The 23,583-nt window shown below is 73.0% G+C and carries 21 protein-coding genes; 9 read left to right on the top strand and 12 right to left on the bottom strand.

The features are described 5' to 3' along the window. Positions 1–9: 9 nt before the first annotated feature. A complete protein-coding gene (acnA, locus tag HGAM_RS07195) occupies positions 10–2,646 on the bottom strand; it encodes an aconitate hydratase AcnA (protein ID WP_019144801.1) in 2,637 nt (878 codons plus the stop codon). A gap of 88 nt (positions 2,647–2,734) precedes the next feature. Here acnA and HGAM_RS07190 point away from each other — a divergent pair, with 88 nt between their 5' ends. Next, positions 2,735–3,406 carry a GntR family transcriptional regulator gene (locus HGAM_RS07190; RefSeq protein WP_019144800.1) on the top strand — a complete coding sequence of 224 codons (672 nt, stop codon included), beginning with the start codon at positions 2,735–2,737 and terminating at the stop codon, positions 3,404–3,406. Between the two features lie 6 nt (positions 3,407–3,412). Here HGAM_RS07190 and rraA read toward each other — a convergent pair whose 3' ends face one another. Beyond that, positions 3,413–3,913, bottom strand: coding sequence for a ribonuclease E activity regulator RraA (gene rraA / locus HGAM_RS07185; protein ID WP_019144799.1), 501 nt, complete (start codon positions 3,911–3,913; stop codon positions 3,413–3,415). A gap of 97 nt (positions 3,914–4,010) precedes the next feature. Beyond that, entirely contained in the window at positions 4,011–5,663 is a 1,653-nt protein-coding gene (locus HGAM_RS07180; protein WP_019144798.1) for a methyl-accepting chemotaxis protein, read from the bottom strand. Between the two features lie 157 nt (positions 5,664–5,820). On the opposite strand from HGAM_RS07180, the gene HGAM_RS07175 reads away from it, so the two are divergent. Both HGAM_RS07175 and HGAM_RS07170 read left to right on the top strand, forming a co-directional pair. Further along, positions 5,821–6,342, top strand: coding sequence for a hypothetical protein (locus HGAM_RS07175; RefSeq protein ID WP_019144797.1), 522 nt, complete (start codon positions 5,821–5,823; stop codon positions 6,340–6,342). Between the two features lie 67 nt (positions 6,343–6,409). Further along, entirely contained in the window at positions 6,410–6,859 is a 450-nt protein-coding gene (locus HGAM_RS07170) for a DUF421 domain-containing protein (RefSeq protein WP_019144796.1), read from the top strand. Between the two features lie 67 nt (positions 6,860–6,926). On the opposite strand, the gene HGAM_RS07165 is transcribed toward HGAM_RS07170, so the two are convergent. The 6 genes from HGAM_RS07165 to HGAM_RS07140 form a co-directional block, all read right to left on the bottom strand. After that, positions 6,927–8,306: a flavin monoamine oxidase family protein gene (locus HGAM_RS07165; protein WP_019144795.1), complete on the bottom strand. Its 1,380-nt coding sequence runs from the start codon at positions 8,304–8,306 to the stop codon at positions 6,927–6,929. Beyond that, positions 8,303–9,736, bottom strand: a complete 1,434-nt coding sequence (locus tag HGAM_RS07160) for a gamma-aminobutyraldehyde dehydrogenase (protein ID WP_019144794.1) — start codon at positions 9,734–9,736, stop codon at positions 8,303–8,305. The genes HGAM_RS07165 and HGAM_RS07160 overlap by 4 nt, the downstream gene beginning before the upstream one ends. 108 nt (positions 9,737–9,844) lie before the next feature. Next, positions 9,845–10,237: a cupin domain-containing protein gene (locus HGAM_RS07155; protein WP_019144793.1), complete on the bottom strand. Its 393-nt coding sequence runs from the start codon at positions 10,235–10,237 to the stop codon at positions 9,845–9,847. After that, positions 10,234–11,613: an NAD(P)/FAD-dependent oxidoreductase gene (locus HGAM_RS07150; protein ID WP_019144792.1), complete on the bottom strand. Its 1,380-nt coding sequence runs from the start codon at positions 11,611–11,613 to the stop codon at positions 10,234–10,236. Before HGAM_RS07150 ends, HGAM_RS07155 begins: the two co-directional genes overlap by 4 nt. Next, positions 11,610–12,944 carry an aspartate aminotransferase family protein gene (locus tag HGAM_RS07145; RefSeq protein ID WP_019144791.1) on the bottom strand — a complete coding sequence of 445 codons (1,335 nt, stop codon included), beginning with the start codon at positions 12,942–12,944 and terminating at the stop codon, positions 11,610–11,612. Before HGAM_RS07145 ends, HGAM_RS07150 begins: the two co-directional genes overlap by 4 nt. Beyond that, positions 12,937–14,457, bottom strand: coding sequence for a CoA-acylating methylmalonate-semialdehyde dehydrogenase (locus HGAM_RS07140; RefSeq protein WP_019144790.1), 1,521 nt, complete (start codon positions 14,455–14,457; stop codon positions 12,937–12,939). The genes HGAM_RS07145 and HGAM_RS07140 overlap by 8 nt, the downstream gene beginning before the upstream one ends. A gap of 114 nt (positions 14,458–14,571) precedes the next feature. Between HGAM_RS07140 and HGAM_RS07135 the strand changes: the two genes are divergently transcribed. Continuing rightward, positions 14,572–16,161, top strand: a complete 1,590-nt coding sequence (locus tag HGAM_RS07135; protein WP_019144789.1) for a PucR family transcriptional regulator — start codon at positions 14,572–14,574, stop codon at positions 16,159–16,161. A gap of 69 nt (positions 16,162–16,230) precedes the next feature. Here the strand turns inward: HGAM_RS07135 and HGAM_RS07130 are convergent, their stop codons facing one another. After that, a complete protein-coding gene (locus HGAM_RS07130) occupies positions 16,231–17,268 on the bottom strand; it encodes an LLM class flavin-dependent oxidoreductase (protein WP_019144788.1) in 1,038 nt (345 codons plus the stop codon). Between the two features lie 113 nt (positions 17,269–17,381). Here HGAM_RS07130 and HGAM_RS18245 point away from each other — a divergent pair, with 113 nt between their 5' ends. Beyond that, on the top strand, positions 17,382–18,389 hold the full coding sequence (locus tag HGAM_RS18245; RefSeq protein ID WP_049798217.1) for a DNA topoisomerase IB: 1,008 nt from the start codon (positions 17,382–17,384) through the stop codon (positions 18,387–18,389). Between the two features lie 42 nt (positions 18,390–18,431). Next, positions 18,432–18,797, top strand: a complete 366-nt coding sequence (locus HGAM_RS07120) for a hypothetical protein (RefSeq protein WP_019144786.1) — start codon at positions 18,432–18,434, stop codon at positions 18,795–18,797. On the opposite strand, the gene HGAM_RS18240 is transcribed toward HGAM_RS07120, so the two are convergent. Further along, positions 18,729–19,238 (bottom strand): PGPGW domain-containing protein, encoded by a 510-nt coding sequence (locus HGAM_RS18240; RefSeq protein WP_081591886.1) that lies wholly within the window; start codon positions 19,236–19,238, stop codon positions 18,729–18,731. The two genes, HGAM_RS07120 and HGAM_RS18240, sit on opposite strands and share 69 nt — an antisense overlap. 81 nt (positions 19,239–19,319) lie before the next feature. Here HGAM_RS18240 and HGAM_RS07110 point away from each other — a divergent pair, with 81 nt between their 5' ends. Together HGAM_RS07110 and HGAM_RS07105 are read left to right on the top strand one after the other, a co-directional pair. Further along, a complete protein-coding gene (locus tag HGAM_RS07110; RefSeq protein WP_019144784.1) occupies positions 19,320–20,627 on the top strand; it encodes an SAM-dependent methyltransferase in 1,308 nt (435 codons plus the stop codon). Next, complete coding sequence (locus HGAM_RS07105) at positions 20,624–21,430, top strand: DUF1295 domain-containing protein (RefSeq protein WP_019144783.1); 807 nt, start codon at positions 20,624–20,626, stop codon at positions 21,428–21,430. The genes HGAM_RS07110 and HGAM_RS07105 overlap by 4 nt, the downstream gene beginning before the upstream one ends. Before the next feature lie 3 nt (positions 21,431–21,433). Here HGAM_RS07105 and HGAM_RS07100 read toward each other — a convergent pair whose 3' ends face one another. Then, positions 21,434–22,123, bottom strand: coding sequence for an iron-dependent transcriptional repressor DtxR (locus HGAM_RS07100; RefSeq protein WP_019144782.1), 690 nt, complete (start codon positions 22,121–22,123; stop codon positions 21,434–21,436). Between the two features lie 92 nt (positions 22,124–22,215). Between HGAM_RS07100 and HGAM_RS07095 the strand changes: the two genes are divergently transcribed. Further along, positions 22,216–23,577: a cryptochrome/photolyase family protein gene (locus HGAM_RS07095; protein WP_019144781.1), complete on the top strand. Its 1,362-nt coding sequence runs from the start codon at positions 22,216–22,218 to the stop codon at positions 23,575–23,577. The last annotated feature ends 6 nt before the right edge of the window (positions 23,578–23,583 follow it).

Here is a 23,583-nt window from a genome sequence, read left to right as displayed (position 1 = left end):
GGCTGTAGGTCAAGCCTGGCGCAGTCGCTGGTCGAGGACGTACGGCAGGATTCCGCCGGCGCGGTAGTAGAGCTCTTCCAGCGCGGTGTCCAGCCGCACGACGACCTCGAACTCGACTCGCCGTCCACTCTCGGGATGGACCGCCTCCACCACGGCGGTCCGAGGCACCCGGTCCCGCCCCGCGAGGCCGCGCACGGCGAAGACCTCGGTGCCGTCCAGGCCCAGCGAGCGGCGCGTGGCTCCGTCCCGCAGCTCCAGCGGCAGGACGCCCATGTTGACCAGGTTGGAGCGGTGGATCCGCTCGAAGGACTCCGCGATGACCGCCCGCACTCCCAGCAGCGCCGTGACCTTCGCGGCCCAGTCCCGCGACGATCCCGTCCCGTACTCGCGCCCGCCGAGCACCACGAGAGGCACCCCCTCCGCCCGGTAGCGGCGCGCCGCCTCGTGCACGGGCACCACCTCCCGCGTGCGGTCGCCGAGGTGCACCGTGAGCCCTCCGGGACCGTCCGGGACCAGAGCGTTGTGCAGCCGGACGTTCGCGAACCCCGCCCGCTCCATGACCTCCCAGTTGCCGCGCCGGGAGGCGTAGGTGTTGAAGTCGGCCGCCGCGACTCCACACTCGGAGAGATGGACTCCGGCCGCGCTCCGGGTGGGGATGCGACCCGCCGGAAGGATGTGGTCGGTGGTCACCGAGTCGCCCAGCACCTCCAGGGCCCGGGCTCCCTCGATGTCGGTCAGCGCCTGGGGCCGACCGTCGGCCTGGTCCAGGAACGGCGGACGGCGCAGGTACGTCGAGCGCTCGTCCCACGCGAACACGTCCCCGTCGGGTGCGTCCAGGGCGGCCCAGTGCTCGTCGCCGTCGAAGAGGGTGGCGTAGGCCGCCTCGTACAGGCCCGGGTCGGCCGAACCGGCGACGATCGCGGCCACCTCCTCGTCGTCCGGCCAGATCTCGTCGAGCATCACCGGACGGCCCTGCCGGTCCCAGCCGACCGGCTCGTGCCCCAGGTCGACGTCGGTCGTCCCGGCCAGGGCGTACGCCACCACGAGCGGTGGAGAGGCGAGGAAGTTCATGGACACCTCGTTGTTGATGCGTCCGTCGAAGTTCCGGTTGCCCGACAGCACGGACGACAGGACCAGCTCACGGCCGGGGTCCGTCTCGTCCAGCTCCTGAGCCAGGCCGCCGGAGTTGCCGATGCAGGTCATGCACCCGTAGCCGACGAGGTGGAACCCAAGTGCGTCCAGGGAGACGTCGAGGCCGGCCCGAGCCAGGTAGTCGGTGACGACCTTCGAGCCGGGCGCCAGGCTCGTCTTGACCCACGCGGGGACCTGGAGTCCACGCTGGACGGCGTTCCTCGCCAGCAGGCCCGCGGCCACCATCACCTGCGGGTTCGACGTGTTGGTGCACGACGTGATGGAGGCGATGGCGACCGCCCCGTCGTGCGCCTCGCGGGAACGGGGCGACCGCTCCCGGCGACCGGCCAGCTCCCGCTCCACGGCGCTCGCGGTCGCCGCCGGGACGTCCGCGATCCCCAGTCGGTCCTGCGGGCGCCGGGGGCCGGCGAGGCTGGGTTCCACCGCGCCCAGGTCGAACGAGACCGTCCGGTCGAACGCGGGCACGGACTCCACCTCGTGCCACAGCAGCTGGGCCTTGGCGTACCGCTCGACGAGGTCCACCTGCTCCTCGCTGCGCCCGGTGAGCCGCAGGTAGGCCAGGGTCTCGGCGTCGATCGGGAACATGGCCGACGTCGACCCGAACTCCGGGCTCATGTTGGCGATCGTGCAGCGCGTCGCGATCGACGTGCCGGCGACCCCCGCCCCGAAGAACTCCACGACGCAGCCCACGACGCCCTCGGCGCGCATCCGCTCGGTCAGCGAGAGCACGAGGTCGGTCGCGGTCACCCCCGGACGCAGGGAGCCGGCCAGCTCCACGCCCACCACGGGCGGCACGAGCATCGAGATGGGCTGGCCGAGCATGGCCGCCTCGGCCTCGATGCCCCCCACACCCCAGGCGAGCACGCCCAGTCCGTTGACCATCGTGGTGTGCGAGTCGGTGCCCGCGACGGTGTCGGGGACGGCCCAGCCGTCGCGGACCGCCACCACGGACGCGAGTCGCTCCACGTTGATCTGGTGCATGATCCCCGCACCGGGCGGGACGACCTGAAGTCCGGCGAACGCGTTCTGGCCCCACTTCAGGAACCGGTACCGCTCGCCGTTGCGCTCGTACTCCCGCGCGACGTTGAGCCGGGGGGCGTCCGAGCGTCCGTGGAAGTCGGTGGCGACCGAGTGGTCGACCGTCAGCTGCGCCGGGACCACCGTGTCGATCACCATGGGATCGGCGCCGCGAGCCACGGCCGCGTCACGCATGGCCGCCAGGTCGGTGAGGACGGGCACCCCGTTCGTGTCGTGGAGGAACACCCGGGCGGGGTGGAACGCGATGGCTCGCGTCCCCGCCTCGTCCCCGCGCAGCACCGCGTCCACGTCGTCGTCCGTGACCACGCGCCCATCCCGGTGCCGGACCAGGTTCTCGAGCAGCACCTTGTGCGTGAACGGCAGCCGCTCCACCCCGGGGAGCCCGGCGATCGAGTGGACCTTCAGGGATCGACCACTGGCCAGGACCAGGTCGCGGACGTCGGACGATGCGTTCACCTCGTCAGCATAGCCGAGCCTATAGGCTACACAATGTCACCGGGACAGATCGGCCACTAGGATGCACCTGCCGACCCGAAGGAGCTCCATGCCTGCCGCCGTGTTTCTCAGCAAGAGCGACGTCGCCTACGAGGAGATCAAGCGACGCATCCTCAGCGACGAGCTCGAGCCGGGCGCCGTCGTCAGCCAGGAACGGATCGCGACCGAGATCGGCGTCAGCACCACCCCGGTCCGCGAGGCGCTCAAGCGGTTGAAGACCGAGGGGCTGGTGCGCCTGGACATGCACCGGGACGCCCGCGTCACCGAGCTGACCTCCGCCGAGGCGCGTCACCTGTACGAGATCCGTCAGAGCATCGACCCGCTGGCCGCCGAGCTGGCCGCGCAGCGCCGCGACGAGGCCGACGTCGAGAACATCGAGTCCACCCTGGCCCGGCTCCAGCCGTTGCAGGACACCGCCGACCTGCAGGCGCTCCAGGTGCACCGCGAGTTCCACCGCGCCGTCTACCGGGCGTCGCACAACGCCATCCTCGTCGACGTCCTCGAGGGACTCTGGGACAAGGCCGACCGCTATCGCATCGCCGGGCTCAAGGCCCAGCCGGACAGCGAGAAGGACCTCGAGCGGGTCCGGGCCGAGCACGAGGCGCTGGCCCGGGCGGTCCTCGACCAGGACGTCGCGCGGGCGCGGCAGGTGATGCTCGACCACGTCGCCCACAGCCTGGGACGCCGAGCCATCGACGCACTCGAGGGCTCGCGGGACTGACGGCGGTCAGCCGCCCAGGACCCCGAGCGTCGGCGGGGCCACCACCAGGCCGTCGGCGTCGCTCACCAGGTGGTCGCCCGGCCGGAACAACGCACCACCGAACGCGACCGGCACGTCGCGCTCCCCGGTGCCGTCCTTGCGACTGCGGCGCGGGTTCGACCCCAGCGCCTTGATGCCGATCGGGAGCGCCGCCAGCGCCTCCAGGTCCCGGACGGCGCCGTTGACCACGATCCCGGCCCATCCGTTCTCGAGCGCCGCCGCGGCCATGTTGTCCCCGAGCATCGCGCACCGAGTGACGCCCTCGGTGTCGATCACCAGCACCCGCCCCCGGCCGGACTCGGCCACGATCCGCTTCACCAGCAGGTTGTCCTCGCGGGAGCGGAAGGTGACGACCTCGCCGGCGAAGTGGCGGACGCCGCCGACGTCGCGCAGCGGCAGGTCGCAGGACTGCAGGGCTTCCCCGTGCTGGTCGTACAGGTCGCTGGTCCCCGGAAGCCGTGTACTCATGGACCCAGCCTATAGGCTATCTGGTTCCCAATGTCTCCCAAACGACGAACGGCCCGGATCCTGCTCGCGCAGGGTCCGGGCCGTTCGGGCGGGTGGGTCAGACCTGGAAGTGGGCGACCGATCCGCGCAGGTCGGCGGCCATGCGGGCCACCTCGTCGACCGCGGCCTGGGTCTGGGCCAGCGCCTGGGTGGTGCCCGACGCCGCCTGCGAGACGCCCGAGATGTTGTCCGCGATCTGACCCGAACCGGTCGAGGCCTCGGCCACGTTGCGCGACATCTCGTTCGTCGTCGCGGTCTGCTCCTCCACCGCCGAGGCGATGGTCACCTGGTAGTCGTTGATCGAGGTGATGATCGACTCGATCTCGCTGATCGCGTCCACCGCTCCCCCGGAGTCGTTCTGGATCGTCTCGACCCGGCGCGCGATGTCCTCGGTCGCCCGCGCCGTCTCCTGCGCCAGCTCCTTGACCTCGTTCGCGACCACCGCGAAGCCCTTGCCCGCCTCGCCGGCCCGCGCCGCCTCGATCGTCGCGTTGAGCGCCAGCAGGTTCGTCTGCTCCGCGATCGAGGTGATCACCTTGACCACGTTGCCGATCTCCTGGCTGGACTCGCCCAGCTTCGCCACCGTCTGGTTCGTCGTCTCGACCGTCCGCACCGCCTCGGACGCCACGCGCGCGGCCTCGTTCGCCGAGTGCGCGATCTCGCGGATCGAGGCCCCCATCTCGTCGGACCCGGCCGCGACGGTCTGCACGTTGCGGCTGACGTCCTCGGCGGCACCCGACACCAGGCCCGCCTGCACCGACGTCTCCTCCGCACCAGCGGCGATCTGCTGCGACGACGCCGACAGCTCCTCGGCGGCGGCGGCCAGCGCGTCCGAGGACGCCGTCACCGAGCCCATGAGCCCGCGCAGCGTCGCGGTCGCCTCGTCCAGGCTCGCGCTCATCTGACCGACCTCGTCACGCGACGTCACGCCCGACGTCGCGGTCAGGTCGCCCGCGGCCAGCGCCACCGCGACCTTGCGCACGCGGCCCACGTTCGTCGCGATGCTCCGTGCCACGAGCAGGCCGATGGTCAGGCAGGCCGCCGCACCGGCCAGCAGCACCAGGATGCCGGTGAAGCGCGCCTGCTCGTAGACGTCGCGGGCGTGCGCGGCGTCCTTGGCGGCCTGGGCGTCCTCGACCTCGGTGATCTCGGTCAGCGCCGCGCCGATCTCCTTGGCGATCGGCACGCCGTACTCGTTGTTGGCGGCCGTCCAGCCGTCCAGGTCCTGACGCTCCGCGTACCGGGTGAGCCGCTGGTCGACGGTGTCGGTGTACTCCTGCATCTTCCCGCGCATCTGCTCGGCCTTGGCCTCGTCGGCGGCGTTGGGGCTGGTCCCGAGGTAGGTGTCGATCTGCTCGTCGAAGGTCTGCTGCAGGCCCTCGTACTCCTCGACGACCGCGTCGCGGTCGGGGCCGTTCCCGACCAGCAGCAGGTCGCGGATGCTCAGCGAGATGCTCTTGCGGGTCGCGTTCAGCTCGCCCAGCACCTTCACCGCCTGCACGTCCTCGGCGTACATCCGCTCGCTGGTCTCAGCACTGTCCGAGAGCGCGTCGAGGCTGTAGACGCCGAGCACGGCGGCGGCGACGACACCGGTCACGGCCGGCACCAGCACCTTGGTGCGCACCGGACGGCTCGACCACCAGCCGGCCAGGCCGCGGCCCCCGCTCGCGCGATCTCGGGCTCCGTGCTCGGACGTGGTGGGGTCGGACATGCAGTTTCCTCCTGAAACGATTCAGAGCGCGTCCGTCCTGGACGCTGCGCCGCCACGCATCGGCGGGAGGCTGCCGGACCTGAGCGAAGTGGCACGCGTCTCGCCGCGGCGCCACGGGATGGCTACGATCGGGCGTCCGTCACGAGGAGGTCGAGCCATGGACGACAGCGAGTCGATCCCGGTCCTGCGCGGGGTCGCCGGGCCGGAGCGGGCCCGCCGCGGACGGGCCTGGCGCCGGCTCGGCGTGACGCTGCTCGTCCTCGTCGTGCTGGCCGCCGTCGTGGGCTGGTTCGGCCCGCGCGACACGACCGCGTCCGCGGAGGGTCCCGGTCCTGCGCTCCAGGTGCAGCACCCGCAGGTGACCCGCGCCGGGCTGGATGCCGCGGTCGTCGTGACGGTCGACGCCCCCGCCCCCGGCGCCTCCGTCGTGCTGGAGGTCGAGCCCGCCATGCTGGAGCGGCTGGGCCTGGAGGTCATGTCGCCCTCGCCGTCGGCGCAGACCGGCGACGACCGCCGTGTGCGGCTGACGTTCGACGCGCCGCCGAGCGGGCCGCTCACGGTGAGCCTGTCGGGCCGCTCCCCCACCGAGGCCCGTCCCGGACCGTTCTCCTACACCCTGCGTGCGCCCGGACCGGACGGCGTCACCGAGGTCGACGCCCGGACGTGGGTGCTGCCGTGAGCGACCGAACCCACAGCATCGTCACGGGCGGACGTCCGTACCGTTCGTCCTTCTCGGAGGTTCGCCCGTGAGCATCGTGATCAGCGCGGCCGTCGTCTTCGTCCTGGTCTGGGTCGTCGTGCGCATCGTGGGCAAGCGCGAGCTCAGCGAGCTCTCGGCGTTCGACTTCGTCATCCTCGTCGTCGTCGGCGACCTGGTCGCGGAGGGCGTCATCAGCGAGGACACGTCGGTCACCGGCGCGGTCGTCGCCGTCGCCACCATCGCGGTGCTGACGGTGGCCATGTCGTGGCTGTCGTGGCGGCTGCCGCGGCGCCGCTCGTTCTTCGAGGGCGTCCCGACGCTGCTGGTGCGCGACGGGCGGATCATCCACGAGTCGCTGCGCATCGAGCGGCTCGACGAGGCCGACCTGCTGGCCGCCGCCCGCACGAACGGCATCGAGCACCTGGAGCAGGTGAAGTGGGCCGTGCTGGAGCAGGACGGCTCGTTCTCGTTCTTCGCCGACGAGCAGACGTCGTGAAGGGCGGCCCTCGACGAACGAGGGCCGCCCGTTCCCGCTGCTGCACCTGCGCCGCGGCTGAGCCGGGTCAGGACTCCAGGAAGCGGCGCGCGACGGCCTCGCCCATGCGGATCGCGCCGTCGACGTGCTGGAAGCCCAGCCCGGCGACGTCGCTGCTGGCGAACGCGATCGGGCCGACGTCCTCGCGCAGGTGCGCGCCGTACCGGGTGAGCGAGCCGATGTCGAAGCTCGTCGCGTAGGCGCCGGCCGTCCACTCCTCGTCCATCCACGGACTCTCGTAGTACGCGACCGGCTCGAGCGCCTGATCGCCGTAGTACGAGGCCACCGACGCCAGGATGCGGCGGCGGCGCTCGTCGGCGTCCAGGCGCAGCACCTCGTCGGCGTTGACGTCCGAGACGAACCCGACGAGCGTGCCGCGGGTCTCCCCCGCCACGTCCTCGTTGGTGTTGTCGTACGCCTCGTGCACGAGCTCGTAGGGGCTGAACGCGGTGCCGGACAGGCCCTGCTCGCGCCAGAACGGCGTCTCGTACGTCAGGTGCAGCTTGAGCACGAGCCCGAACGACTGGTGCTGGCGCATCTGGCTGTGGATCGCCGGCAGCGCGGGCTCGAAGCCGATCCGCGAGACGTGCGTCGGCGGCAGCGCCAGCAGCACCCGCCGGGCGGTGAACGTGGCGTCGTCGGTCGAGACCGTCGCCCCGTCGGCCGTCCAGGCGATCCGCCGCACCGGCGACGACAGCCGCACCGCGTCGCCGAGCCGCTCGGCCAGCGCGAGCGGGACGCCCTGCAGGCCGCCGACCACGCGCCGGTCGAGGATGAAGTCGGCGTCGACCAGGTGGCTGAACCCGCCGGCGGACGCGGCCATGAGGACCGCCGAGAGAGCTGAGAAGGCGTGCGTCGGCTTGGTCAGCATCGCCGGGCCGATGTAGAGGCCGACGTTGTCGCGCGCCTCGGGGTCGTCGGTCTGCTGCTCCAGCCAGGTCGCGAACGAGACGCGGTCCAGCGCCTCGGCGTCCGGGTGGGCCCAGGGCTCGAGCGGGTCCATGAGGGACGCCAGCCGGTCGAGCTCGGCGGTGATGCGGTCGACCTCCGCGGCGGTGCGCTCGCTCACCGGGAACGCCTCGCCGGTGAAGGTGCGCCGCACCCCGTCGCGTCCGACGTAGACCGACTCGCCCGCGCGGTACCGCTCGTACGTCTTCAGCCCCAGCTCGTCCAGCATCGCCAGCAGCGCGGACTGGTCGGGCGACACCCACTGGCCGCCGACCTCCAGCCGCACGCCGTCGACGTCGTCGGTCAGCAGACGGCCGCCGACCCGGTCGCGAGCCTCGAGGACGACCACCGAGCGTCCGGCCTCGCGCAGCCGGGTGGCGGCGGTGAGGCCGGTCGCGCCGGCTCCGACCACGACGACGTCGACGACCACGACGACGTCGACGTCCTCCACGGCGCTCATGCGCCCGTGTAGGACATGACGTGCTTGATGCGCGTGTAGTCCTCGAGGCCGTACATGGACAGGTCCTTGCCGTAGCCGGAGTGCTTGAAGCCGCCGTGCGGCATCTCCGAGACGTACGGGATGTGGGTGTTGATCCACACGACGCCGAAGTCCAGGCCGCGCGACATGCGCATCGCGACGCCGTGGTCCTTCGTCCAGACGCTGGAGGCCAGGCCGTAGCGGACGTCGTTGGCCAGACGCAGCGCCTCCGCCTCGTCGCCGAACTCCTGCACCGTGATGACCGGGCCGAAGATCTCGTCCTGCACCTGCTCGTCATCCTGGCGCAGGCCCGCGAGCACGGTGGGCTCGTAGAAGTAGCCCTGGTCGCCCTGGCGGCGTCCGCCGGCCTCGACGGTGGCGTGGTCGGGAAGGCGGTCGACCATCGCGCCCACGCGGGCGAGCTGGTCGGCGTTGTTGACCGCGCCGTAGTACGCGTCGGCGTCGTCCGGCATGCCGGTGCGGGTGGCCTTCGCCTGCGCGGCGAGGGCGGCGACGAAGTCGCGGTAGACGCCCTTGCCGGCGAGCACGCGGGTGGCGGCGGTGCAGTCCTGCCCGGCGTTGAAGTAGCCCGCGGCGGCGATCGCCTCGGCGGCCTTCTCGACGTCGGCGTCGTCGAACACCACGACCGGCGCCTTGCCGCCGAGCTCGAGGTGGACGCGCTTGAGGTCGGTGGCCGCCGAGCCGGCGACCTCCATGCCGGCACGGACCGAGCCGGTGATGGCGACCATCTGCGGGGTCCGGTGCGAGACGAGCGCGCGGCCGGTGTCGCGGTCGCCCGTGAGGACGTTGAGCACGCCCGGCGGCAGGAACTCCTGCGCGAGCTCGGCCATCATCGTGGACGTCGCCGGCGTCGTGTCCGACGGCTTCAGCACGACGGTGTTGCCCGCAGCGAGCGCCGGGGCGATCTTCCAGACCATCATCGGCAGCGGGTAGTTCCAGGGCGTCACCTGGCCGACGACGCCGATGGGCTCACGGCGGACGTACGACGTGTGGTCGGCCAGGTACTCGCCGGCCGACTTGCCCTCCATGACGCGGCACGCGCCGGCGAAGAAGCGGAAGTGGTCGACCGTCGGCGGCATCTCCTCGCTCATCGTCACCGCGAGCGGCTTGCCGGTGTCGCGCGACTCGGCCGCGACGAACTCCTCGGCCCGCGACTCGAGCGCGTCGGCGATCTTGAGCAGGGCGAGCATGCGCTCCTGCGGGGTGGTGGAGCCCCAGGACTCGAACGCCCGCTCCGCGGCGGCGTACGCCCGGTCGACGTCCTCGGCGCCCGAGAGCGGCGCCTGCGCGTAGACCTGGCCGGTGCTGGGGTCGATCACGTCGTAGGTGCGGCCGTCCGCGGCAGGGACGAGCCGGCCGTCGACGACGTTGCTGAAGGTGGTGTCGGTCACGCGGATCAACGTACCTGAAACCACCGATTCCGTCGAGGATCGGGGAATGAACCTTCTGATACCGAAGTGTTTCGACGACATGACCGACGAGATCGTCAGTCGGGGCGCTCAGGCTAGGTAGAGCTTGCGCAGCCGCTCGGTGACGTCCCACCGGGTGCGGTCGCCGGCGTGCAGGCGCACGGCGACGCCCGGGCGCAGCGCGACGCTGCTGCCGTCGGCGAAGGTCACGGTGGCCGCGCCGGAGAGCACCACGAACACCTCGTCGACCTCGGTGTCGTGGTCGGTGCCCGGCCCGGCCTCCCACAGCCCGACCTCGGTGTGGTCGAGCGTGCCCAGCACCGTCGAGGACGTGGCCAGGGCGCCGCCGGCGTCGTCACGCAGCAGCTCGTGCGCCTGGACGTCGGCGGCCAGCAGCCGCTCGTCCGCCTGCGTCCTCGTCCCGCTCGTCCCGCTGGTCTCGCTGGTCTCGCTGGTCTCGCTGGTCTCGCTGGTCTCGCTCACGAGTCGAACCCTAGGCCGAGCCGGTCGAGCAGGCGCAGCCACAGGTTGCGCCGGCCCGTGCGGTCCTCGCGGCCCATGGCCCAGCTGGTGAGCTGGATGCCGATCCAGGCCAGCGGCTCCGGCGGGAACGGCAGCGGCCGGCGGCGCACCATCTTCAGTCGGGTCCGCTCGGTCGAGCGGCCGTCGAGCAGGTCCAGGACGACGTCCGCGGCGAAGCGCGAAGCGCCGACCCCGAGGCCCGTGAAGCCCGTGGCGTACGCCGTGCGGCCCCGGTGCGCCCGGCCGAAGAACGCGCAGAACCGGGTCGAGGTGTCGATGACGCCCGACCAGCGGTGCGTGAACCGGACGTCCGCCAGCTGTGGGAAGGTCTCGGCGAAGTGCCCGGCCAGCGTCTCGAAGGTCGCGGTGCGGTCCTCGTGCCCGGGGTCGATCGAGCGGCCGAAGTGGTAGATCGCGTCGTAGCCGCCGAACAGGATCCGGCGGTCCGGCGTGATCCGGTAGTAGTGGAAGTGGTTGCCCGAGTCGGCGATGCCGAAGGCCGGGTCCCACCCGATCGCCGCGAGCTGCTCGTCGGTGAGCGGCTCGGTGGCGAGCACGTAGTCGTAGACCGGCACCGTGCCCAGGCGGGTGCGGCGCAGCGGGCCGCGGAACGCGTTGGTCGCCACGACGACCCGGCCGGCGCGCACCGTGCCGCCCGCGGTGGTGGCCTCGACCGCGCCGCCGCTGCGGGCCAGTCGCTCGATCGAGGTCTGCTCGACGATGGTGCCGCCGAGGCTCTCGACCGCGTCCGCCAGTCCCCAGGCCAGGCGCGCCGGGTCGACCAGCGCGCACTCCTCGGGACCGTCGAGACGTCCGGCCACGTACGTCGGCGAGTCCACCAGGGCGCGGATCGCGTCGGCGTCCAGGAAGCCCGGCTCGTCCGGCTCCAGCCACGCCACCTCGTGCGGGCGGGTGGCCACGGAGAGCTGGCCGCCGCGGACGAACCCGCACTCGATGCCGTACCGCTCGACGGTCTGCTCGATCTCGTCGAGGTTGCGCACGCCCATCGCGTGCAGCGCGTCGTACTCGTCCGGCCAGCGGGTGAGCCCGTTCGCCTCGCCGTGGGTGATGGACGCCTCGCAGAACCCGCCGTTGCGGCCGGTCGCGTGCTCGGCGACGCGATCGCGCTCGACGAGCAGCACCCGGCGGCCGGGGTCGCGCTCGAGCGCCCGCAGCGCGGTCCACAGCCCGGTGAACCCGCCACCGACGACGAGCAGGTCGACCGAGACGTCCCCGGCGAGGGCGGGTCGCGGGGCGGGACGGTCGGCGGTGTCGAGCCACAGCGGGCGCAGCACCGAGCCGGCGAGGGCGTCGCGGTGGCCGGACGTCAGGGTCATGCCGACGCCTCGGCCAGCGCCTCGCCCAGGCTGCTGATCGCCTCGCGCACCTGGCCGGCCGTCGTGGTCAGCGGCGGCACCAGGTGGATGCGGTTGGCGTTGGCCATGGGCAGCAGGCCACGGCGCTTGCACGCGGCGACGACGGCACCCACGCGGGCGGCGTCGAGCGGCTCACGGGTCGCGGCGTCGGCGACCAGCTCCACGGCCCAGAACGCACCCGTGCCGCGGGCCTCGCCGACCCACGCGTGCTCGTCGGCCAGCGCGGCGAGGCCGGGCGCGAAGACCTCCGCGCCGAGGGCCGCGGCGTGCTCGACGACGCGGTCGTCCTCCATCGTCCGGATCGTAGCGACGGCGGCAGCCGCGGCGAGCGGGTGACCGGAGTAGGTCAGGCCGCCCGGGTACACGCGGTCGTCGAAGGTCGCCGCGATGGCCGGGCTGATGGCCACGCCGCCCATCGGGACGTAGCCGGAGTTCACGCCCTTGGCGAAGGTCAGCAGGTCCGGGACGACCTCGTCGTGGTCGATCGCGAACCAGCGGCCCGCGCGGCCGAACCCGGCCATGACCTCGTCGGCGATCATGACCAGGCCGAACCGGTCGCACAGCTCGCGCACGCCGGCCAGGTAGCCCGCCGGCGGCAGCATGATGCCCGCGGTGCCGGGGATCGACTCCAGGATGATCGCGGCGATCGTGCTCGACCCCTCCATGACGATCGTCTGCTCCAGGTGCTCGAGCGCACGCTCGCACTCCTGGGCCTCGGTCTCGGCGTGGAAGGCGCTGCGGTACAGGTACGGGCCGAAGAAGTGCACCGTGCCGGTGGAGGCGTGGTCGTTGTCGTGCCGGCGCCAGTCGCCGGTCACGTTCACCGCCAGCTGCGTGCCGCCGTGGTACGAGCGGTACGTCGAGAGCACCTTGTGGCGTCCGGTGTGCAGCCGGGCCATGCGGATGGCGTGCTCGTTCGCGTCCGCGCCGCCGTTGGTGAAGAACACCTTGCCCAGGTCGCCGGGCGTGTGCGAGGCGATGAGCCTTGCCGCCTCGGAGCGGGCGGCGTTGGCGAACGCCGGGGCCACCGTGCACAGGTGCGCGGCCTGCTCCTGGATCGCCGCGACGAGCCGCGGGTGCTGGTGGCCGAGGTTGGTGAACACCAGCTGGGACGTGAAGTCCAGGTAGCGGGCGCCGGCGCCGTCCCAGACGTGCGAGCCCTCCGCCTTGGTGACGACCATCGGCGACAGGGCGCCCTGGGCCGACCAGGAGTGGAAGACGTGCGCGCGGTCCAGCTCGTAGGTGCGCTCGGGCGTGAGGTCGACCAGCTCGGTCGTCGTCGGGTCAGTCATTGCGCGGGAACCCCAGCTCGAGGCCACCGGTGGGACGGTTGGCCGGGTCGATCCAGCGGCTGGTGACGACCTTGCCGCGGGTGAAGAAGTGGACGCCCTCGACGCCGTGGGCGTGGGTGTCGCCGAACAGCGACTTCTTCCAGCCGCCGAAGGAGTAGTAGGCCACCGGCACGGGGACGGGCACGTTGACGCCGATCATGCCGACGGTCACGTCGGACTCGAAGCGACGCGCCGCGCCGCCGTCGTTGGTGAAGATCGCGGTGCCGTTGCCGTACTGGTTGGCGTTGATGAGCGCCACGGCCTCGTCGTAGGTGTCGACCCGGACGACCGACAGCACCGGGCCGAAGATCTCCTCGCGGTAGACCTCCATCTCGGGCGTGACGTGATCGAACAGCGTCGGGCCGAGGTAGAAGCCACCGGCCGCGCCGCGGGCGGCGACGTCGCGCCCGTCGACGACGACCTTCGCGCCGGCCTGCTCGCCGGAGTCGATGAACGAGGCGACCTTGTCACGGTGCGCCTTCGTGACGAGCGGGCCCATGTCGGCCTCACGCTCGGCACCGGCCTCCGCGCTGCCGTCGCCGACCAGGATCGTCCGGGTGCGGTCGGCGATGCGGGCCACCAGGTCGTCGGCCACCTCGCCGACGGCGACCAGCACGCTGACCGCCATGCAGCGCTCGCCCGCGCTGCCGTAGCCGGCGTTCACCGCGGCGTCGGCGGCGATGTCGAGGTCGGCGTCGGGCAGCACGACCATGTGGTTCTTGGCGCCACCGAGGGCCTGGACGCGCTTGCCGTGGCGCGAGGCGGTCTCGTAGACGTACTCGGCGATCGGCGTGGAGCCGACGAAGCTGATCGCCTGGACGACCGGGCTCTCCAGCAGCGCGTCGACGGCGACCTTGTCGCCCTGCAGCACGGTGAAGACGCCGTCGGGCAGGCCGGCCTCCTTCCACAGCGCGGCCAGCCACAGCGAGGCCGACGGGTCCTTCTCGCTGGGCTTGAGCACGACCGCGTTGCCGGCCGCGATGGCGACCGGGAAGAACCACATGGGCACCATCGCCGGGAAGTTGAACGGGCTGATGATGCCGACGACGCCGAGCGGCTCGCGGCGCGAGTGCACGTCGATGCCGGTCGAGACCTGCGGCGACTGGCCGCCCTTGAGCAGGTGCGAGATGCCGCAGGCGAACTCCACGACCTCCTGGCCGCGGGCGATCTCGCCGAGCGCGTCGGAGTGCACCTTGCCGTGCTCGGCGGTGATGAGCGCCGCGAGCTCGTCCTTGCGGGCGTTGAGCAGCTCGCGGAAGGCGAAGACGACCTGGGTACGACGGGCCAGGGACGTCCGGCCCCACGCGGACGCGGCGGCGTCGGCGGCGGCGATGACGTGCGCAGCGTCCTCGGCCGAGGCGAGCGCGACGCGTCCGGTCACCTCGCCGGTGGCCGGGTTGGTCACGTCGGCGTAGCGGTCGCTGGTGCCGGCGAACGGCTCGCCCGCGGCCCAGTGCGCGATGGTGGTCGTCATGAGGGTCCTCTCGTCGGTCTGGGACGATCTTGGCGGAAGCGCCCGCAGGTACACCCCGACGTTCCGTAGGATCTCCTGCGCCGACCCGACGTGGTGTCGGACGAAGGAGGTTGGATGCTCACGCTCGCCGACGTGCTCGCGATGGCCGCGGTGCGCAGCGCCGACCCGGCGGTGCTCGCCGCCGGACACCTGGTCGACCGTCCGGTGCGCTGGGTCCACACCACCGAGCTGGCCGACATCGCCCCGCTCCTGCGCGGCGGCGACCTGGTGCTCACCACCGGCATCGCGCTGGCCGACCACGACGAGGCGCTGCGCGGGTTCGTCCGCAGCCTCGTCGACTCCGACGCCGTCGGCCTCATGGTCGAGCTCGGCCGGCGCTGGTCCAGCCTGCCGCCCGCCCTGGTCGCGGCGTGCGACGAGCTCGGCCTGCCGCTCGTCGCGCTGCGCCGCGAGGTCCGCTTCGCCGCGATCACCCAGGCGGTCGGCGAGCGGCTGGTCGACGAGCAGCTCGCCGAGCTGCGCGAGTCCCAGCGCGTCCACGAGACCTTCACCGACCTGAGCATCGCCGAGGCCGGGCCGGACGAGGTGCTGGCCGCCGTCGAGCGGCTGGCCGGCGCGCCGGTCGTGCTCGAGAGCGCGCAGCACCGCGTCGTCGACTTCCGCCCCGGACCGGGCGCCTCGATCAGCTTCCTGGACGACTGGGAGCGCCGGTCGCGCACCGTCCGCAGCGACGAGCGCACGTTCTGGGACGCCAGCAACGGCTGGCTGGTCACGACGCTGGGCCGGCGCGAGCGCGAGTGGGGCCGGCTCGTCATCGGCGCCACCAGCGAGCCGGCCGCCCGGCTGGTCACCGTCGCCGAGCGCGGCGCCGCCGCCCTGGCCATGCACCGCCTGCACGACCGCACGCGCGACAGCCGCGTGCGGCGGGCCCACCACGAGCTCGTCCTCGGCATCCTCGCGGGTCCGCCGGACGCCGAGCTCGTGCGCCGGGCCGAGCTGGCCGGGCTGCCCAGCCGCCCCGGCCACGTCGTGGGCCTGGCGCTCCGCCCGGCCGGCGACGAGCCGCTCAGCGGCCAGTCCGCGGCGCTCGACACGCTGGTCATGGCCTGCACCCGGTCGGTGCAGGCGACCGGTCTGCAGGCGCTGGTGGCCGCGTTCGAGAGCGACGTGCGGCTGCTGGTGACCATCCCGGCGCGCCAGGACCCGGAGCGGGCGGTCGACCGGCTGGTCGAGCTGGTGCGCACCCGCGTCGCGCTCGTCGCCGCGGCCGGCACGCGCGTGCCCGACCTGCGCACGGCCGACCGCACGCTGCGCGAGGCGATGCAGGTGATGGCCGCCGTGGCCGGCCGGCCCGGACGCGAGCGCGGCGTCAACCGGCTGGAGGACGTGCACCTGCGCGGCCTGCTCGTGCTGCTGCACGACGACGACCGTGTGCGCGCCTTCGCCGAGCGCGAGCTCGCGCCGGTCGTGCGCGCCGACGAGCGCGACGGCACCGAGCTCATGAGCGTCCTGCGGGCGGTGCTCGACCACTGGGGCAGCAAGGCGGCGGCCGCGGCGGCGCTGGGCGTCTCGCGTCCGGTGCTCTACGACCGCCTGGCCAAGCTCGAGCGCGTGCTCGACGCGTCCCTCACCGAGGCCGAGGTGCGCACCTCGCTGCACGCCGCGCTGCTGGCCACCGACCTGCAGCGCTCCCCCTCGCGCTGAGCGTGACGTTCTGGCGGCGCGACCCGGCGTGTCGCCGCAAGAACGCCACGCCCAGCGCGGAGGTGCGGCTCAGGAGCCGGCGAGCATGTCGCGCACCATCGGCGCGACCTTGGTGCCGTAGAGCTCGATGCCGTGCATGAGCTGCGCGTGCGGCACGGCACCGTTGGAGTACTTGAGGTCGAACCGGTCCGCGCCGAGCGCCTCCACCGTGCGGGCGATCTTGCGGGCGACCGTCTCGGGCGAGCCGACGTACAGCGAGCCGTGCGGGCTGGCCTCCTGCTCGAACTGCAGCCGGGTCGGCGCGGGCCAGCCGCGCTGGGCGCCGATGCGGGCGCGCTGCGCCTGGAAGTGCTCGTACAGCTCCTCGCGGGCCTGCTCGTCGGTGTCGGCGACGTAGCCGGGCGAGTGGACGGCCAGCGGCTTGGCCGGCTGGTCCATCTTCTCCAGCGCGTCGTGGAACAGGTCGACGTACGGCCGGAAGCGCACCGGGTCGCCGCCGATGATGGCCAGGAACAGGCCGAAGCCGTAGCGCGCGGTACGGACCACCGACTCGGGGCTGCCGCCCACGCCGATCCACGTCGTGAGCCCGTTCTCGGTCGGCGGGAAGACCGACTGGTCGGCCAGCGGCGTGCGCGTCGTGCCCGACCACGTGATCGGCTGCTCCTTCACCGCCTCGGCGAACAGCGAGAGCTTGTCCTCGAACAGCTCCTCGTAGCGGTCCAGGTCGAAGCCGAACAGCGGGAAGGACTCGGTGAACGAGCCGCGTCCGAGCACGACCTCGGCGCGGCCGTGCGACAGCGCGTCCACGGTGGCGAACCGCTCGTAGGCCCGGATCGGGTCGTCCGAGCTCAGCACCGTGACCGCCGAGCCGAGCCGGATGCGCTCGGTGCGGGCGGCGATCGCCGCGAGGACGGTCTCGGGCGAGGAGATCGCGAAGTCCTCGCGGTGGTGCTCGCCCAGGCCGATGAAGTCCAGCCCCACCTGGTCGGCGAGCACGGCCTCCTCGACGACGTCGCGGACGACCTGCGCCGGGTGCACCGGACGTCCCTCGAGGTCGACGGTGACGTCGCCGAAGGTGTCCAGACCGAGCTCGAGCTGCGCTGCCATGACCGCGTCCTCACTAGTTGAAAGTTGTACGACCTAGCGTAGCGCGCCCGCGCGCCGGGCACCAGCACCGCCGACGAGCGGGTCCGGCGCGACCGCCCTACGGTGATCGCACGATGGTGAGGCTGCGACGAGTGACGTGCCAGGGCCCGGGCTGGCACCGGGTGAAGCAGGGCCGCGGGTTCCGCTACCTGGACCAGGACGGCGGGCCGCTCGAGCCCGAGGACGTGGTGCGCTGCAAGAACCTGGTGATCCCGCCGGCCTGGAAGGACGTGTGGATCTGCCCGCACCCCAACGGCCACCTGCAGGCCGTCGGCACGGACGACGCCGGACGCCGCCAGTACCTGTACCACCCGGACTGGCGGACGAAGCGCGACCTGGAGAAGTTCGAGCGCATCGAGCTGTTCGCCGCGACCCTGGTCAAGCGCCGCGCGGCGACCCGCCGCGACCTGAGCGCCGCGCCCGGCGAGGAGCTCGGCCGCACCCAGGTCGTCGCCGCCGCGTTCGCGCTGCTCGACCTGGGCATCTTCCGCATCGGGTCGGAGCGCTACACCGAGGAGAACGGCTCCTACGGCCTGACGACGATCGAGCGCGACCACGTGACGCCGCACGGACGCGCGGCGCTCGACTTCCACTACGTCGGCAAGTCCGGCCAGGACGTCGAGGTGACCGTGCGCGACAAGCGCGTCGTGGCCGTGCTGCGCGACCTGATCGACCGTGACGACGACGACCCGCGCCTGCTGGCCTTCCGCGAGGACGACGCCTGGCACCACGTCGACGCGTCCGACGTCAACGCGTACGTGAAGGCGAAGCTCGGCGACGACCACACGGCCAAGGACTTCCGGACGTGGCGTGGCACGGTCATCGCCGCGCTGGCCCTGGCCGGCAGCGCGGCCGGCACCAAGACGGCCCGCAAGCGGGCGATCACGGCGGCCATGCGGGAGGTGTCCGACCACCTGGGCAACACCCCGGCCGTCGCGCGCTCGTCGTACGTCGACCCGCGCGTGGTCGACCTGTTCGAGGACGGCCAGACCGTGTCGCCCGACCACCGCCGCGTCTCCCCCGGCGGCGCCGTCGGTCGGGCGCTCGAGCGGGACGTCCTGGCGCTGCTGCAGAAGGCTTGAGCCGACCGGGGCCCGAGGGTCGCGGTTCCCTACGATGACGCCATGGAGACCCTCTACGAGCTGATCCTCGTCCTGCACCTCGTCTCGTGGGCCATCGTCATCGGCGGCTGGCTCACCCACGTGCGCACGCGGGTCGTGGTGCCCGGCATGTTCCACGGTGCGGCGTCGGCGCTGCTGACCGGCATCATCCTGCTCGGCCTGTGGGAGAGCACGGACGCGCGGCCGTACGACGGCGACCCGAACCACGTGAAGCTGGGGGTGAAGCTCGTCATCGCCCTCGTCGTGACCGTGCTCGCGTTCGTGGGCCAGAAGCAGGCCAAGCGCGCCGGGGCCCAGCCGTCAGCGGGACTGTTCCACGCCGTCGGTGCCCTCGCGCTCGTCAACGTCTTCATCGCCGTCCTGTGGTGACGGGCGCCAGCGCTTGACGCTGTAGGCCAGCAGGCCCCAGGCGGCGAGCGCCGAGACGGCCAGGCCGAGGCCCGTGCCCCAGCCCCCGGCGGGCAGGTGCGGGCCGAAGCCGATGCCGAGCAGCTCGAAGGTCGGGATGCGCGGGTCGATCGTCCAGACGACGGCCAGCGCCATGAGCCAGACCCCGCCGAGGACGCTCATCGCGATGCGCGGCCAGGTGGCGACGCCGTAGCGCGCGGCCTCGACGGCCTTGGCCTCCAGCGGGTCGAGCACCCGGGCGGCCCAGGTGTAGTGGCGCGAGAGCAGCGCGACGCCGGCGACCAGCACGATGGTGCCCGGCCCGGGCAGGGGCATGAGCGGGATGCCGACGACCACCAGCAACCAGCCGAGCGTCAGCGAGCCCGTGCGGGAGAACCACCTCCGTGCGCCAGCCGCTGCCATGGCCCAAGCATGCCAGGCCCCACCGACGACCACACGGGTGTCTGAGTCGCCGCGGTTGCCACGGGACGCTTCACTGTCCAGGTGAACAAGGCCGCCGCGCTCCACTCCCTGGCCGAGGACGTCCTCGGCATGCGCCTCCCCGTCCGTCTGCGCCTGTGGGACGGGAGCGTCACGGGCCCCGCCGGCGGCCCGACCGTCGTCGTCTCGGACAAGCGCGCGCTGCGCCACGTCCTGCACTCCCCCGGCGAGCTCGGCGTCGCCCGCGCCTACGTCAAGGGCTGGCTCGACGTCGAGGGTGACCTGGGCGACGGGTTCCGGACGCTGTGGGCCGCCGTGCGCGACGCCCGGGCGGCCGACCCGCGGGCCGGCCGCGTGCGCATCACCCCGCGGCTCGCCGCCCGCGCGGCCTGGCTCGCGGTGCGGCTGGGTGCCGTCGGCCGGCGGCCGGAGGTGCCCGCCGCCGAGGCTCAGCTCAGCGGCGACCTGCACTCGCGCGAGCGCGACCGTGAGGCCATCGCGCACCACTACGACCTCTCCAACGACTTCTACGAGCTCGTCCTGGACCCGCAGATGACGTACTCGTCGGGCTTCCACCGCACGCCGGAAGTCTCGCTCGACCAGGCCCAGCGCGACAAGCTCGACCTGGTCTGCCGCAAGCTCGACCTCGGCCCGGGCAAGCGGCTGGTCGACATCGGCTGCGGCTGGGGCGCCCTCGCGCTGCACGCGGCCGAGCACCACGGCGTCCACGTCGTCGGCGTGACGCTGTCGTCCGAGCAGCGCGACTTCGTGCTCGCCCGCGCGGCCGAGCGTGGGCTGGGCGGACGCGTCGACGTGAGCCTGCGCCACTTCCGCGACCTCAGCGGCGCCGGGGTCGGCGACGGGCAGATCGACGCGATCGCGTCGCTCGAGATGGGCGAGCACGTCGGCGACGCCGAGTACGCCGAGTTCACCGCGGCCATCCACCGCTACCTCCGGCCCGGCGGCCGGGTGCTGATCCAGCAGATGTCGCGCAGCAACGGCCAGGCGGGCGACCGACCCGGCGGCGGGCCGTTCATCGAGACCTACATCGCGCCGGACATGCACATGAAGCCGCTGTGGCGCACCCTGCAGATGATCAGCGAGCCCGGCCTGGAGATCCGTGACGTCCAGGCCCTGCGCGAGCACTACCCGCTGACCGTCGCCGGCTGGCTGCACAACCTCGAGACCCACTGGGACGAGGCCGTGCGCGTCGCCGGCGTCGAGAACGCCCGGGTCTGGCGGCTCTACCTGGTCGGTGGCGCGCTGGCCTTCGAGGAGAACCGCATGGGCGTCGACCAGGTGCTCGCGGTCAAGCCCGACGCCGATGGCGCGAGCTCGTTCCCGCTCGTGCGCGACGGGGACGTCGCGTGAGCCCGAACGACCTGTCCCAGACCGGCTGGGCGCTGCTCGCCGGCCTGGCCGCGGTCGTCCTCACGATGGCCGTGACGTACGTCTGGGCCCGGCGCACCGGCCTGCTCTCGGTGGTCGACACCGTGTGGGGCCTGGGGTTCGTGCCGGTCGCCGTGGCGTCCACGGCCGTGTCGCTGGCCGGCGGCGGCGACGCCCTCACCCGCTGGCTGCTGCTCGGGCTCACCACGGTCTGGGCGGTCCGGCTCGGCACCCACGTCCACCGCCGCAACCACGGCAAGGGCGAGGACCCGCGCTACCGGGACGTCCTGGAGCGCCATCCCGACCGCGGCTTCGGCCAGACCGCGGTGCGCAGCGTCCTGGGTCCGCAGGGGCTCGGGATGTACGTCGTCGCGGCCCCGCTCATGGTCGGCCCGCAGAACGAGGGCCACGTGACCTGGCTCGTCGTGCTCGGCGTCGCGGTGTGGGCCGTCGGCCTGTTCTTCGAGACCGTCGGCGACCGTCAGCTCGAGGTCTACAAGCGCGACCCGGCGCACCGCGGCCAGGTGATGGACACCGGTCTGTGGCGCTACACGCGGCACCCGAACTACTTCGGCGACGCGTGCGTCTGGTGGGGACTGGGCCTCGTGGCCGCCTCGTCGTGGCCCGGCGTCGTCGCGCTGCTCGGCCCGGCCGTCATGACGTACTCGCTCGTGAACGTGACCGGCGCCAAGCTCAACGAGCAGGGCCAGCAGCGCAAGCCCGGCTGGGCGTCGTACGCGCGGCGGACGAGCTACTTCGTGCCGCTGCCGCCCCGGAAGGGCTGAGGGTCAGGCGCTGACGAAGACGTGCGAGGCGGCGTCGTGGTCGATCTCGGCGGTCTCGCCCTGGCGGGCCACGGTGATGCCGGTGATCGTGCGCGAGACCAGGATGTCGTTGCCCGGCAGCGCACCCACGCGGCGCAGCACCGACATGACCTCGGTGTCCTTCTGCAGCTCCTCGGCGATGCGGCGCACGACGACGCGCGACGGCTCGGCGGTGCCGGCCACCTGCGGCAGCGGCAGCACGCCGTCGAGGAAGGAGTTGACCATGCCGTGCGGGTCGCCGAGCTCGGCCAGGCCGGGGATCGGGTTGCCGTAGGGCGACTCGGTGGGGTGCTCGAGCAGCTCGATGAGCCGGCGCTCGACCTGCTCGGACATGACGTGCTCCCAGCGGCACGCCTCCTCGTGGACGTACTCGATCTCCAGACCGATGACGTCGGTGAGCAGGCGCTCGGCCAGCCGGTGCTTGCGCATCACCCGCGTGGCCAGCTGACGGCCGCGCTCGGACAGCTCCAAGTGGCGATCGCCGCCCACGGTGAGCAGGCCGTCGCGCTCCATGCGGGCCACCGTCTGCGACACCGTCGGACCGCTCTGGTGCAGGCGCTCGGCGATGCGCGCGCGCAGCGGGACGATGCCCTCCTCCTCGAGCTCGAAGATGGTGCGCAGGTACATCTCGGTGGTGTCGATCAGGTCGCTCACGCCCCCCATTGTGTCGCATCGGTGGGCGACGCCCCGAACCCGTGTCCGCGGCTCGTCTGGCGCCGGCGGGCGTGACCGGCCAGAGTCGTGGCGTGCCCTCCAGCGTCCTGTGGTTCCGCCGCGACCTGCGGCTCGGCGACAACCCCGCCCTGCTGGACGCGATCGCCGCCGCGGACGGTCGCGTCGTCCCGCTCTTCGTGCTCGACGACACGCTCTGGGGCCCGGCCGGACCGGTCCGCCGCGCGTACCTGGCGGCGTCCCTGCGCGACCTGTCCGAGCGGGTCGGCGGCCTGCACGTCGTGCACGGCGACCCGGTCACCGAGGTGCCGAGGGTGGCCCGCGCCGCCGGCGCCTCGAGCGTCCACGTGGCGGCCGACTTCGGGCCGTACGGGACGCGACGCGACGAGGCGGTCGAGCGGGCGCTCGCCGACGACGGCGTCGCGCTCGTGCGCACCGGCTCGCCGTACGCGGTCGCGCCGGGCCGGCTCACCACCAAGGGCGGCACGCCGTTCAAGGTGTTCACGCCGTTCCACCGGGCCTGGACCGAGCACGGCTGGCGCTCCCCCGCGCAGGACGTCGACCCGGACACCGTCGAGTGGGTCTCGCCCGCTGGACGCACGCACGCGATCCCCGACGCCCCGGTCCCGTCCGGCACCGACCTGCCGGACGCCGGGGAAGCGGCGGCCCGGCGGCAGTGGCGGACCTGGCTCGACGCCCACGTGCGCGACTACGACGACACCCGCGACGTCCCGGCCCTCGTGCGGGGCACGTCCCGCATGTCGGTGCACCTGAAGTGGGGCGAGATCCATCCGCGGACGATGCTCGCCGACCTCGCCCCGCTGCGGTCCCGCGGCGCCGGCGCGTACGTCCGCCAGCTCGCGTGGCGCGACTTCTACGCCGGCGTCCTGCGCGAGCGTCCCGACTCGGCCCGCGACTACTACGACCGCCGCTTCGCGCACATGGAGTACGACGAGCCCGGCGGCGACCTCGACGCCTGGCGCGACGGGCGCACGGGCATCCCGATCGTCGACGCCGGCATGCGCCAGCTGCTCGCCGAGGGGTGGATGCACAACCGCGTGCGGATGATCACCGCCAGCTTCCTGGTCAAGGACCTGCACCTGGAGTGGCAGCACGGGGCCCGGCACTTCCTGGGCCACCTCGTGGACGGCGACCTGGCCAACAACCAGCACGGCTGGCAGTGGGTGGCCGGCTGCGGCACCGACGCCGCGCCCTACTTCCGGGTGATGAACCCGGTCTCGCAGGGCAAGAAGTTCGACCCCGACGGCGCGTACGTCCGGCGCTGGGTGCCCGAGCTGGCCGACGTGCCGCGGGCGTTCGTCCACGAGCCGTGGGAGATGCCCGAGCCACCGGCGGACTACCCGCCGCCGCTGGTCGACCACGCGGCCGAGCGGCGCGAGGCGCTGGCCCGGCTGGCCGCCCTGCGTGACCGGTAGGTTCGC

This window comes from Aeromicrobium massiliense JC14 (genome assembly GCF_000312105.1).
GTDB classification, from domain to species: domain Bacteria; phylum Actinomycetota; class Actinomycetes; order Propionibacteriales; family Nocardioidaceae; genus Aeromicrobium; species Aeromicrobium massiliense.
This window is presented reverse-complemented; position numbering and strand designations above follow the sequence as displayed.